General features: G+C 69.4%; 12 protein-coding genes, 1 tRNA gene and 1 pseudogene. 3 read left to right on the top strand and 11 right to left on the bottom strand.

Annotated elements, in window-relative coordinates:
* Positions 1-162: 162 nt before the first annotated feature.
* The 4 genes and pseudogenes from ACZ4UV_RS06710 to ACZ4UV_RS06695 all read right to left on the bottom strand — a co-directional run bounded on the left by ACZ4UV_RS06710 (position 163) and on the right by ACZ4UV_RS06695 (position 3,054).
* Positions 163-399, bottom strand: coding sequence for a DUF4158 domain-containing protein (locus ACZ4UV_RS06710; protein WP_467836095.1), 237 nt, complete (start codon positions 397-399; stop codon positions 163-165).
* A gap of 148 nt (positions 400-547) precedes the next feature.
* Positions 548-1,212: pseudogene (locus ACZ4UV_RS06705) on the bottom strand (IS630 family transposase); the annotation flags it as partial.
* A 145-nt stretch (positions 1,213-1,357) separates the two neighbouring features.
* Entirely contained in the window at positions 1,358-2,251 is an 894-nt protein-coding gene (locus tag ACZ4UV_RS06700; protein ID WP_467836093.1) for an SDR family oxidoreductase, read from the bottom strand.
* Between the two features lie 50 nt (positions 2,252-2,301).
* Entirely contained in the window at positions 2,302-3,054 is a 753-nt protein-coding gene (locus ACZ4UV_RS06695; RefSeq protein WP_467836091.1) for an SDR family oxidoreductase, read from the bottom strand.
* A 128-nt stretch (positions 3,055-3,182) separates the two neighbouring features.
* Here ACZ4UV_RS06695 and ACZ4UV_RS06690 point away from each other — a divergent pair, with 128 nt between their 5' ends.
* Entirely contained in the window at positions 3,183-3,821 is a 639-nt protein-coding gene (locus tag ACZ4UV_RS06690; protein ID WP_467836089.1) for a TetR/AcrR family transcriptional regulator, read from the top strand.
* A 410-nt stretch (positions 3,822-4,231) separates the two neighbouring features.
* Here the strand turns inward: ACZ4UV_RS06690 and ACZ4UV_RS06685 are convergent, their stop codons facing one another.
* From ACZ4UV_RS06685 to ACZ4UV_RS06655, 7 genes are all read right to left on the bottom strand, one after another.
* Complete coding sequence (locus ACZ4UV_RS06685) at positions 4,232-4,444, bottom strand: hypothetical protein (protein WP_467836087.1); 213 nt, start codon at positions 4,442-4,444, stop codon at positions 4,232-4,234.
* 178 nt (positions 4,445-4,622) lie between these two features.
* Positions 4,623-4,892: a hypothetical protein gene (locus ACZ4UV_RS06680; RefSeq protein WP_451020221.1), complete on the bottom strand. Its 270-nt coding sequence runs from the start codon at positions 4,890-4,892 to the stop codon at positions 4,623-4,625.
* A 202-nt stretch (positions 4,893-5,094) separates the two neighbouring features.
* Positions 5,095-6,438, bottom strand: a complete 1,344-nt coding sequence (locus tag ACZ4UV_RS06675) for an endonuclease domain-containing protein (RefSeq protein WP_451020220.1) — start codon at positions 6,436-6,438, stop codon at positions 5,095-5,097.
* 465 nt (positions 6,439-6,903) lie between these two features.
* Positions 6,904-6,976: transfer RNA gene (locus ACZ4UV_RS06670), tRNA-His, on the bottom strand.
* Between the two features lie 116 nt (positions 6,977-7,092).
* Positions 7,093-7,695, bottom strand: a complete 603-nt coding sequence (gene orn / locus ACZ4UV_RS06665) for an oligoribonuclease (RefSeq protein WP_351497616.1) — start codon at positions 7,693-7,695, stop codon at positions 7,093-7,095.
* Between the two features lie 653 nt (positions 7,696-8,348).
* Positions 8,349-9,521 (bottom strand): helix-turn-helix domain-containing protein, encoded by a 1,173-nt coding sequence (locus ACZ4UV_RS06660; RefSeq protein ID WP_390042883.1) that lies wholly within the window; start codon positions 9,519-9,521, stop codon positions 8,349-8,351.
* Positions 9,522-9,898: 377 nt separating this feature from the next.
* Positions 9,899-10,201: a hypothetical protein gene (locus ACZ4UV_RS06655; RefSeq protein WP_451022996.1), complete on the bottom strand. Its 303-nt coding sequence runs from the start codon at positions 10,199-10,201 to the stop codon at positions 9,899-9,901.
* Between the two features lie 327 nt (positions 10,202-10,528).
* On the opposite strand from ACZ4UV_RS06655, the gene ACZ4UV_RS06650 reads away from it, so the two are divergent.
* Together ACZ4UV_RS06650 and ACZ4UV_RS06645 are read left to right on the top strand one after the other, a co-directional pair.
* Positions 10,529-11,056, top strand: coding sequence for a universal stress protein (locus tag ACZ4UV_RS06650; RefSeq protein WP_123976766.1), 528 nt, complete (start codon positions 10,529-10,531; stop codon positions 11,054-11,056).
* A gap of 154 nt (positions 11,057-11,210) precedes the next feature.
* Complete coding sequence (locus tag ACZ4UV_RS06645; protein ID WP_451022997.1) at positions 11,211-11,777, top strand: GPR1/FUN34/YaaH family transporter; 567 nt, start codon at positions 11,211-11,213, stop codon at positions 11,775-11,777.
* Positions 11,778-11,814 lie beyond the last annotated feature (37 nt).

Here is an 11,814-nt window from a genome sequence, read left to right as displayed (position 1 = left end):
GATCTTCTTCAGCTCGGCGTCCAGCTCCTTGTCGACCTTCCGCTCCGCGCGGGTGTTGATCTTCAGAACGAGCTGGATGAACGGGTCCACCAGCGAGACAGGCACAAGCCGCACCCCGTCCCAGCTGTCGCCTCGTGCAGCCCATGTGTCACATCCACTCCATCAGCCCCGACTGAGCGACGAATCCGTGCCGAGAAATACAGGAGGAAGCGCATTTTGAGGGAGGGAACCGAACTCCACCGCCTCGCCCGGCAGCTCGAACCGGCCACGGGGAAACCGGCCGTACTGCGTGTAGAACTTCAGTAACACGGCGAAGCCCAGTCGCGTCGCACCGCGCTTGCCGGACACAAGCCCCTGCTCGTCCTTCAACAGCGTCCAGTGCTCGACCAGGTCGTCCAAGTCCAAAGAGGTACGGGCCACAGTCGTCGATCGTCCTCTCGGGGCTTCACCCCGCGCAGCTGTACGACCCCGGACCCACCCACACGGGTGACACCTCCACAAGATCACCGCCGTTTGCGGCTAATGACAGCGTTCTTACCGGCACCCCGACCGGGTTGAGGTCGGGCGCATACCCGGGCAGCAGGACCACCGTCAGCCAGTTCCGGTCGGCCACGAGCGTCTTCATCGTCTTGGAGATGTGGGTGTTCAGCCGGTCCCACACCACGATCGGCGGGGCCTTCAGTAACTGGTGGGCGGCGTCGAGCAGGTGGATGTAGTCGCTCTCGCCGAGCGAGCGGCGCTCGCCCTTGCGGCCGGTATGCTGGCGCAGCCGGTAGCACAGGCGGGCGGGCAGGCCGGGCCGGTAGCACAGCAGCCTGGCCACCGAGAGCCGTCCCCGGCTGCGACCGGACACCTTGACCCTCGGGGTGATGCCACGCCTGCCCCAGGTGCGGCCCTTGGGCGGCCGGCCGATCACGCCCGCTTCGTCCTCGAAGCAGATGAACGTGCCGGTCGCCGCCCGGAGGGTTTTACCTCCTGCCAGGTCACCTCCCGCCACGCGACGACGGCTTCCTCGTCGCGCTCGGCGGCGGGCCGGGCGGGCATCTGCACGCTGAGGCCCATCCGGTGCAGCAGCCGGGTCACCCCGGAGACGCTGTAGGAGAGGTGGAACTTCCGCCCGATCAGCGTGCGGACCCTTGCGGTGGTCCACACCTGGTCCTCACTCCAGCAGTGAGCGGCCGGCCCCTCCTCCAGCCACATCGCGAGCTTGGCGCCTGGTCCATTCGGCATCTGGTGCGGCGAGGTCGAAGGGGAGCCGGACGGGTCCGAGTCGGCTGACGCAGGCGATGCCGCGTTGCGGTGCTGAGGTCGAGATTAACCTCACGGTGACCGCTGTACCGATCGTCCTGGGCCGGGCTCAGGCGTGGTGCGGTACGAGCAGGTCGTCGAGGCCGATGCGGTGGTAGAAGGCGGTACGCACCATGTCACCGACGCGGTTGACGGTCTCGGCGCCGTCGTCCACGGGGTCGATGTGGACACGGAAGGGGCGCTGCCCCTTGGGGGTGTCGACGACGCGCACGATCGCGGCGGCGACCTCAGCCGGGTCCGCGTCGGGCGGGGTGATCTCCGCCAGGCGTGCGCTGACCTGCTCCGACAGTCCCGCGTAGCGGGCCTCGTAGGCGTCGGCGACGGTGGTGTCGGCGGGGCGGCCGGAGTGGGTGAAGTGGTTGGTGCCGGAGGTGAATGCACCGGGGACCACAATCGTGGTGTCGATGCCGAAGCGGGCGACCTCGGCGGCGTAGGTGACGGCGAGGGAGTCCATGGCGGCCTTGGCGGCGAAGTAGGGGCCGAGGTAGGGCGGGGTTCCGCCGCTGGTGCTGGTCGAGCCGACCCACACCAGCAGGCCGTCGCCCTGTCGACGCAGGTGGGGCAGTACGGCGCGGTTGACGCGCTGGGTGGAGGCCGCGTTGACGTCGAACACCTCGTGCAGCTGTTCCGGTGTGAATGCCTCCAGCGGGCCCAGGACCATGTGGCCGGCGTTGTGCACGACCACGTCGATCCGGCTCGACTCGGCGACGATCGCGGCGATGGCTGCGTCCACGGACGCCTGGTCGCTGACGTCGAGTTCGACGCTGCGCAGGTCGACGCCGTGTTCGTGGGCGTAGCGGGCGGCCTCGGCGACGGCGGGGCGGTTGCGGCCGGTGGTGTGGCGGATGCCTGCGTAGACGAGGTGGCCGGCGTCGGCGAGGGCGCGTGCGGTCATGGCGCCGAAGCCGCTGGACGCACCGGTGATGAGCACGGTCTTGGACATGCTGTTCACGTTCCTTTCGAGTGTTTGGGAAGGGGTGGGTTGACGGGTGCTCAGATGACGCCGCCGTTGGCGTAGAGGACCTGGCCGTTGACCCAGCGGGCCGGGCCGGCCAGGAAGGAGACGACCTCGGCGATGTCGTCGGGGGTGCCCAGTCGCTCCAGGGGCGACATCTTCGTCAGGTGCTCGACGACGGCGTCCGGCTTGCCGTCCAGGAACAGGGCGGTCGCGGTCGGGCCGGGGGCGACGGCGTTGACGGTGATGTCGCGGCCGCGCAGTTCCTTGGCGAGGATCAGCGTCATGGCGTCGACGGCGCCCTTGGTGGCGGCGTAGGCGGTGTAGTTCGGCAGAGCGATCTTCGTGACCGAGCTGGAGAAGTTGACGATCGCACCCCCGGAGCGGACGCGGCGGGCGGCCTGCTGGCCGACGACGAAGGTGCCGCGCACGTTGATGCGGTGCATCCGGTCGAAGTCGGCGAGGTCGAGTTCGGCCATCGGCGCGAGCAGCATGATCCCGGCCGCATGCACCACGACGTCGACGCCGCCGAAGCGCTCCTCGGCCGCGTCGAACAGGGCGGTCACCTCGGTCTCGTCGGCGACGTCCGCCTTGACGGCGATGGCGGTGCCGCCCGCCTTCTCGATCGCCTGCACCGCCTCCTCGGCGGGGGCCGGGTTGCCTGAGTAGGAGACGACGACGGCCAGGCCGTCGTCGGCCAGGCGCTCGGCTGCAACCCGGCCGATGCCGCCGGATCCACCGGTGACGACGGCGACGCGCGGAGTGACGGTCTTGGTGTTGGTGCTGGTCATGGCAGGACTCCTTTCGGCGGCCGGAGGCGTCCGGCCGGTAATGGACGATGCGTCCATATTAGCAAGATGTAGACGCTGCGTCCATATAAACTGGAGAAGACGCATCGAACCGATCCGAGGAGGCCGCGGTGGCCAGGGCATCGACAGCAAGTTCAAGCACCAGCTCCACCCCGGAGGGCGGCGCACCCGTACGGCGCGGCCGGGGCAGGCGACCGGCCGACGAGGTGCGCCGCGACATCCTCTCCGCCGCCGGCGCACTGCTGTTCGACGAAGGCATGACAGGCTTCACCATCGATCGGGTCGCCACGACGGCGGGCGTCAGCAAGATGTCGATCTACAAGTGGTGGCCCTCAAAGGGCGCGCTCGCCCTCGACGGATACTTCACCGCGGTCGAGAACACGCTCGCCTTCCCCGACACCGGCGACATCGAGGCCGACCTGCTCACCCAGCTGCGCGCTTTCGTCCGCCTCACCGCGGACACCCCAGCCGGCCGCATCGTCATCGAACTGGTCGGCGCGGCGCAGACTGACCCAGACCTCGCCACCGCCTTCCGCGAGCACTACTCCGGTCCGCGCCGCCGCCTGGCCGTCGACGTCCTACAACGCGCCCAGCAACGCGGCCAGCTGCGGGCCGACGTGGACCCATGCATCGTCGTCGACCAACTCTGGGGCGCCTGCTACCACCGGCTGCTGATCCCCGACGAGCCCGTCACCGAGGAATTCGTGGCCGGACTCATCTCCAACCTGATGCACGGCCTACGACCATAGGCGGGTGGGACTGGGGCACTTGTGCAAGCCGTTCATCTGACGCTGCCGGAAATGCCACATCCAGCATGCGGAGAAGCCAGCTGACCAGCCGTCCGAGCGTCACCGGGGCACACCGTGATCAATCTCCGCGCCACCGGCTGTTCGGTGGTCCCCAAGGCCGTGGTCCGGCACCTTAAGCAGGGCGGCGTCCCCGGCCGGACTCCCAAGGTCACGTCAAGGCCCCTTTCATACGTACCTTGGCTGGACCCCCATAGAAGGTAGGCGTCGGAAGCTCGTTGCCGATCGGGAACCGGCCGGGCTGTGGGGATCAACCGACGACGGGCGCGAAGTTGACCGCCTGCGTTGACGGGACTGACCTCACGTCCCTCAGTCAGCAACATCCGCCTGACCTGGGCGTATCCGCGCGAGATCTAGATAAGAATGCTGACCTGGTCGTAGGTGATCGGTACGTTCCGCCAGGTGGCGAAGCCGCCGATCACGGGCTGGCCCGGCCGGCTGCACGTCATGGCCCAGAAGGTGATCTGGGCGCTGTACATGGTGTTACAGGCGGTCGTTGGAGCGGCCGCCTGGGCTGGTGCCGCTCCTGCGAGCGGCATGGCTATGCCCACGCCCACGATGGTCATCAGGGCCGCAAGTCTCCTGCGTGTGCGCAAAGTTGTTCCCCCTGCGACTGAGAGTGATGGTCGTGGCGCAACTTATCGAACACGTGATCTCGTAGCATCTTCACAAAGAGCGTGTTGCTCCGATCAAGGGCGTGATTGCCGTCACGTGCTGATGCGGTTGCGGGTGGGTCCACCGAGGTCACCGGGCGAGTGCCGACCAGACGGCGACAGCGAATCCGGCGACACCCGTGAGCGCGCTGATGGCCGGCAGGGGCCAGCGGGAGTGCTCGAGAGCGGTGACGCGGCGATCCAGTTCCTCGATGGCCTTGTCGGGCTGGTCGGAACGCAGGACCAGGAGCGTGAGTTGGCCGTCGATCCGCGCGAGCCCGACTTCGAGGGCGCGGCGGAGTTCGGCGCGCTCCAGGGCGATCTCCCCGAGACCGGTGGTGGCCTGAAGAGGGCACTCCACCGTCTGTGCGATGGCGGCGATTCCACCGTGGCTGAGTTGTCGGGCCTCCGCTCCGTGCGACAGCCGACGCTCGTTCAGGTGCGGTACCACCGCTCTCGGCTTCCCCGCAAGGACCGATCAACTCATCGAAACGCCCCGCGCCACGTCACGGAGTCGAAGTACCGGAAGCAACTCGTAGATCTTCGAGGGCTCCTGTGCCCGCTCAGAACAGTTCCAGATCCTCGCCGCTGGTTTCCGCGATGACTGGCCGGGGCTGGGCGGGGAGGCCGTCCAGGCGGTCAGGACCGGCCGCGGCGGCCACGGCGGGGGCCGTCTCTGCCAGCCAGGCACGAAACCGCTCGGCGGCTTCGCGGTAGGGGATTTGCGCAAGGACGCGGTGCTCGCCGGAGGGGCAGAAGTCGACGGCGACAGTGAGCAGGCAGGAACGGGGCGCGTTCTGACTGCCTGTCCAGGACACGCGCAGGACACCGCAGGGCTTGCGCCCGCGGGGGGCGGGGTGGGTCGGGCGCAGTGGTCGGCAGGCTGTGTGGGCGGTCCATGCGGCGAGGTGTGGCAGGGGCAGGGTGGTGCGTGCGCGGCAGCCGGGGCAGCGGTGCCAGTGGCGGAGCCAGTCGTCGGTGTCGGCGTGGAAGAGGCGTGTGTAGCGGTTCGCCACGCGGATGTCGTTGCTGTACAGGTGGTCGGGACGTTCCTGTGTGTTGCAGGAATGGCAGACGGGGGCGCGGACGTAGCCGTGTTCGTGGCAGTGGTCGAGGACGGCGGCCGGCGCGGTGCGGCAGACGGCGCACGCCCACCCGGCCACCCTGCGGGAGATACCGGGCTTTCTGCTGAGCACCGAGTACAGCTGGCCTTCCAGCTCTTTGCTGTACGGGCGCAGTGAGGCGGTGAGTGCCTCGGGGCTCGTCGTCTGTCGACCGTCGGCGTCTCGGGCCTGCCGGGGGTGGGAGGGCGGCTTGGTGGCGGCTGCGCTCGCCTGGCGGGTCCGCGCGGCTTGCACCCACTGCGTCTCGGCGTGCTCGGCCGCGTCGAGCAGCCTGACCACAGCGCGCGGCAGCAACCACGTCCGATGCGTCCCGTTGCGGGTCTGCTCCACGAGTATCCGTCGCCAGTCGATCCCCGCCAGGTGGTACGGCCGGCTGACTTCACGTCGTGCTGCCCGCTCGGGGCCGCCCAACTCCTGTAGTTCCCCCGTGATACGCCGGCGCCAACGCAGCGGGGTTCCCTCGTCGCACTCCTGCCTCGGCGCCCCACGGAACGGTCCGATGCGGACCAGTTCCTGCGGATCCATCCGCACTGCGTTGAGTTCCGCGGCCGCCCGGCGCACCTCGCCCTCCGGGACACACCACTGACCGCCGCTCGCCCTTATTGTCGCCACCACATGGCCGCCGAGCAGGACGTATCCCACCCGGGCACAAGCAGGAGAGCGGGTGAAGGCCCCAGCAGCCGTCGGCACAGCACTGTCGGCCGTCAGATCGACCCACAGAGCGTCCGCGACACCAAGGGTGATCAGGCCGTCCGTGCGACCGGGCGTGACACGCTCTGACATGCCGACAGGCTAACGGCCTGCAACGAGCCGACGGGCCTCAAGGTGCCTCGGTCAGCGCGGGCCACCGACATTCCTGTCGACCGCAGCTTTGGTGGCTTGGCTGCCAGCCCCCGACAACGCGGCGCACTTCTCAACCATGCACGGACGGGCGCGGACGCGGGAACAACTGCAGGCTGGCTTCGGCGTCAGTGCCGCGACGGCTTACTCCGCATCCGCAGCACGACTGCACTCCTCGCGTCCTTCGTCCCTGGCCGGGATCCCGTCACTCACCGGCGGATCGATGCACAGAAACCGCACAGTCTGCGACTGGATGCATGCGGTAGGTGAGATTCCATGCGGACTTATGGCTGTCGCCCCTTCCCGGGCGACTCGAATCCCGGGTGTATGGGCCGTAGTTCGGCCGTGGCCAAACGGCAGACAGGCCCCTGATCCGCGTTTCCGCAGGTCAGGGGCCTGTCATGCAAGGGTGAGTGACGGGACTCGAACCCGCGACATCCTGGACCACAACCAGGTGCTCTACCAGCTGAGCTACACCCACCACGACCGGCGGTGACTTTTTGGTTTCTCCGACCGGCCGAGAAAAAGTGTACAGGGTCCGAAGGGGTGCTCGCGCACGGCTTTCCGGGAGCCGCCTGCGGGGCCTCCCGGGGGGGGCTATTCCGCAGGCAGGACGTGCTTGGCCGCGATGGTCCGCGCGGTGTCCGAGTCCGGGCCGGGCTGCGGTACGAAGATGGCCTCGCGGTAGTAGCGCAGTTCGGCGATCGACTCGCGGATGTCGGCGAGGGCGCGGTGGTTGCCGTTCTTCTCCGGGCTGTTGAAGTAGGCCCGCGGGTACCAGCGCCGGGCCAGCTCCTTGACGCTGGACACGTCGACGATCCGGTAGTGGAGGTATCCCTCCAGAGCCGCCATGTCCCGGGCGAGGAAGCCGCGGTCGGTGCCGACGGAGTTTCCGCACAGCGGGGCCTTGCCGGGTTCCTTCACGTGTTCCCGTACGTAGGCCAGGACCTGCTCCTCGGCCTCGGCGAGCGTCGTGCCGCCGGCCAGCTCGTCGAGCAGGCCGGACGTGGTGTGCATCTGCCGCACCACCTCCGGCATCGTCTCCAGTGCCTTGGCCGGCGGACGGATGACGATGTCCACGCCCTCGCCGAGCACGTTCAGCTCGGAGTCGGTGACCAGTGCGGCCACCTCGATGAGCGCGTCGTCGGACAGCGAGAGGCCGGTCATCTCGCAGTCGATCCACACCATGCGATCGTTCATGCGACCACCCTAAAGCTGACGTCGGCATTTGGGTGCCCCCGGTGCAACGCCGACGTCTGCGGGGGCTGCCGCCCCCGCACCCCCCGCATCATCGGCCTGCGGCCTCGTCCTCAATCGCCGGACGGGCTGGGTGGGTGGCTGCGCGTCGGTGTCGTCAAGCTTCGGACGGCGTGGGTGGGTGGCTGCGCGTCGGTGTCGTCAAGCTTCGGACGGGCTGGGTGGGTGGCTGCGCGCTGGTGTCGTCAAGCTTCGGACGGCGTGGGTGGGTGGCTGCGCGCTGGTGTCGTCAAGCTTCGGACGGCGTGGGTGGGTGGCTGCGCGTCGGTGTCGGCAAGCGCCGGACGGGGTGAGACGGCAGCTGAGCGCCGTTGCTCTCGGGACCGGTGGTCGGGAGGGGGCGGCTGGGTGCCGTTGTCTTCGGGTGTGCCGCTTTGTCCTGTCGGCGCAGGTGCCCGGGTGTCCGGGTGGCTGGGAGGGTGCGGCTGGAAGCCGTCGTCCTTGGTCTCGCCCCCTTGGTCCGCCGAGGCGGGTGGAAGGGGAGGCCGAGCGCCGTGGGCTTCTCGCCTCGCTTTTTGTCCTACCGCGTCGGGTGGTGGGTGGGCGAGGCGGCCGGGGCCGCCCACCCGAGGGTTCGGGTGGGCGGCCCCGGCGGGTCAGCTGCCGGTGCGGGGGCCAGGGAGGCTGGCCGAGAGGCCCACCGTGGCTGTCCTGCGGGTCTGCATCGGCAGTACGCCCTCGGGGTACGGGACCGCGAGCGGGCCCGTGGTCGGCAGCGGGGCCGGTTCCGGGGTGTCGGGGCGGTCGGACTGCGGGCGGCGTGCCCGGTAGGCCGCCCGGTACGCCGCCGGGGACGAACCCAGCTGGCGGCGGAAGTGGCCGCGCAGGGCGACGGGGGAGCGGAAGCCGCAGCGGCCCGCCACCTCGTCCACCGAGTAGTCCGACGTCTCCAGGAGGCGCTGGGCCTGGAGGACCCGTTGCGTGATCAGCCACTGGAGCGGGGCCGACCCGGTCAGGGAGCGGAAGCGGCGGTCGAAGGTGCGGCGCGACATGTACGCGCGCGCCGCCAGCGTCTCCACGTCGAACTGCTCGTGGAGGTGCTCCAGCGCCCAGGCGACGACCTCGGCGAGCGGGTCGGCGCCGATCTCCTCTGGTAAAGATCGATCGAGGTAGCGCTCCTGACCGCCCGAGCGGCGCGGCGGGACCACCAGGCGGCGGGCGAGCGCGCCGGCCGCCTCGTTGCCGTGGTCCGTCCGCACGATGTGGAGACAGAGATCGATTCCGGCCGCCGTACCGGCGGAGGTGAGGACGTCGCCGTCGTCCACGAACAGTTCCCGTGGGTCGACGTGCACCGACGGATAGCGCTTGGCCAGCGTCGGCGCGTACATCCAGTGGGTGGTGGCCGGGCGGCCGTCCAGCAGGCCTGCGGCGGCCAGCACGAACGCGCCCGTGCACAGCCCGACGATGCGGGCCCCCTCCTCATGGGCGCGGCGCAGCGCGTCCAGTGCCTCTTCCGGTGGCGGCGCGGTGATCGAGCGCCAGGCCGGTACGACGACCGTGCCGGCGCGTGAGATCGCTTCCAGGCCATGCGGCGCGGTGAGTTCCAGGCCCCCTGTGGTCCGCAGCGGGCCTTCCTCGCCACCGCACACCAGCAGTCGGTAGCGCGGTACGCCGGCGTCCTGGCGGTCTATCCCGAACACCGACAGCGGTATGGAACTCTCGAAGATGGGGCCGCCGCTGAACAGCAGCACCGCGACGATCTCCTTGCGGCGTCGCCCGGACAGTTTCCGGGCCGCGGCTTCCGGCGCGGCAGTGGAGTCGTGGCTCATCCTGCTAAGCCCCCCTCGGTGGTCGCGGCTCCTCGGTTGTGTCGCTCCTGCACGTTTCCCCTCGGTCCTGCACGAGTCCCCCGCCGTAAGACGTCAAGATCGAATCTACTGGTTTCCGCGGTCTCGCGTTGACCAGTTCGACACGCCGTCGATTGTCGACATGACAACTTGGCGTGAAGCATTCGATCACGAAGGGTTGCACTCACGGGCCGTGCAGGGAAGTGCGCCTCGTCGCAGTGGCCAAACCGCGTAGGGTGCGGAGGGTCCTGCAGACCCTTTCCGTGCAGGTGGAACGGGGGTTGGGGGGTGGTTGGCGCCCCTCCTGCGCAGGTCCGCCAAGTTGGCTGAAAAGAAGCGTTGGCGTGCGCGGAAACCGGTCAGTCGACCGGTGTACTGCTCCGGGTGTGACGTCCGCCTCCCCGGGCCGCCGTCCCGCGCTCGGCGCCGAGCCTCGCACCGAGCTCCGAGCGGCGCAGCAGGAAGCGGCATACGGTGGTGACGGCGGCGAGGCCGAGGGCGGTGCCGGCCGCGCCGGCCGGCGAGGTGCCGTACCAGAGGAGCACGACGGGGACGAGTGTGCAGGAGAACGCGGCCCAGCGGACCACGTCTCCGGCGGCGTCCGGGGCGCGGCGTGGGCCGGGGGCGCGGCGTGGATTGGGGGCGCGGTGCGGTCCGGACATGGTTGTACTCCCTCGTGACGCACTCGTACCGGGATCAACGCGCGTTCGAGCGGTCGGTCACCGTGCGTGGCCCCGCTGCTGTCCGAATCCTGTGCAAACCGCCTGTACGGGGCAGCAACCATTGCGTTACGGGCGCGGCTCGTGCATGCTCCCTGGAACCCCTAACCGACTCCGGGGAAGGTCCCCTACGGAGAGTGCGCGGGATCTGGGCTGAGGAGGCGTGCCGCCGTACCCTTGGGGGTATGGGGTTGGGAAGATGTTTCCCGGACACAAGCTCGCCGCACACTGTCGTCCCTCCCACACAAGGATCACAACGCCGAGACAGCCATGGCCGGTCACGAATTCTTCGATCCAGCGGACCGCAAGCGGCCGGTCGCCGACCCCACGGCGGCCGATGCGCTGGCGGCGGAAGAGGCACGCCCTTCCTGCGATCCCGCCTTCAAGCACGGAGTGGTCGTCGGCTTCGACGGCTCCACCTCCAGTGAGCGCGCCCTCGCCTATGCGATCGGCATGGCACACCGCTCCCGTGCAGGGCTGATCATCGTCCACGTCGCCAACCGACTGCCGACCACCGTGTGGGCCGGCTGCGAGCCACCCGTCTTCGTCGACGTTCCGGACCACCGGACGGAGGTGCTCGGGCTGGAGCTCGCCTGCGCCGAGTACCTGGCCGAGGTGCCCTGGATCCTCGTCGAGCGCGGCGGTGACATCTGCCACGAACTCGAAGAGGTGGGGCGGGAGTACGAGGCCGACGCGATCGTCGTGGGGTCGACCCACGGGATCGTCGGGCGAATCTTCGGCTCCGTCGCCGGGCGGCTCGCCAAGCGGGCCAAGCGCCCTGTCGTTGTCATTCCGTAACTCCACGTTCTCCCAGGTGAGATGCGCCGTGGGAACGGTCCGGCTCTCTTTGTGCAGCGCCTGAAATTCCTGGCGTGCAGAGGTGTTTGTGCCCTTGTGAAGGGCATATATCGGTCACCGCGCACAACTGCACAAGGCATGAAGGGAGCCCGCCGTGGACAACGACGTCTCTGCGGGAAGCGGAACCACCACCGTGGCCGGTCGACTCGCCCTGGGAATCACCCTGTTGGCGTTCGGACTCGGCACCACCGGTGTCATCGACAACGTCACCACCTCTGACGCCGTGTCAATCGCCCACTACGTGGGCGGAGTCGCCCTCTTCCTGGTCGGCCTGCTGGCCTTCCGCGACCGTGACGCCGCGAACGGCACGGGCTATGTGGCCCTCGGCGCCCTCTGGTTCACCTGGGCCGTCTCGTCCGGCGGCCACGCCTCGGCCAACGGGGCCGGGCTCTTCCTGCTCCTCTTCGCCCTCGTGGCCCTGTCGTTGACCCTCGCGGGCGGCGACCAGCTCGGACAGGCCATGCACGGGCTGCTGTTCCTGGCGATGCTCGTGCTCGCCGTCGCGCAGTTCGCCGACAGCTCGTCACTGACCAAGGTCGGCGGCTGGGTTGCGGTGGCGGCGGGGGCGGTGGCCTGGTACGCCGCGACGGCCGCGCTCGCGCACTGGCCGACGGTGCTGCCGGGGCGGGCTGCCGGTCGGGGGGTGACGGCCCACGGCTGATATGGCAGCCGACGCCGGGGAGTTGGGCTACCCCGGC

The sequence above is a fragment of the Streptomyces sp. NPDC028289 genome, assembly GCF_055565975.1.
This window is presented reverse-complemented; position numbering and strand designations above follow the sequence as displayed.

Coding starts and splice junctions, on each gene's coding strand:
- ACZ4UV_RS06700 (WP_467836093.1), bottom strand. CDS start 2,251: ATGTCCAAGACCGTGCTCATCACCGGTGCGTCCAGCGGCTTCGGCGCC.
- ACZ4UV_RS06695 (WP_467836091.1), bottom strand. CDS start 3,054: ATGACCAGCACCAACACCAAGACCGTCACTCCGCGCGTCGCCGTCGTC.
- ACZ4UV_RS06685 (WP_467836087.1), bottom strand. CDS start 4,444: ATGACCATCGTGGGCGTGGGCATAGCCATGCCGCTCGCAGGAGCGGCA.
- ACZ4UV_RS06675 (WP_451020220.1), bottom strand. CDS start 6,438: ATGTCAGAGCGTGTCACGCCCGGTCGCACGGACGGCCTGATCACCCTT.
- orn (WP_351497616.1), bottom strand. CDS start 7,695: ATGAACGATCGCATGGTGTGGATCGACTGCGAGATGACCGGCCTCTCG.
- ACZ4UV_RS06660 (WP_390042883.1), bottom strand. CDS start 9,521: ATGAGCCACGACTCCACTGCCGCGCCGGAAGCCGCGGCCCGGAAACTG.
- ACZ4UV_RS06655 (WP_451022996.1), bottom strand. CDS start 10,201: ATGTCCGGACCGCACCGCGCCCCCAATCCACGCCGCGCCCCCGGCCCA.
- ACZ4UV_RS06650 (WP_123976766.1), top strand. CDS start 10,529: ATGGCCGGTCACGAATTCTTCGATCCAGCGGACCGCAAGCGGCCGGTC.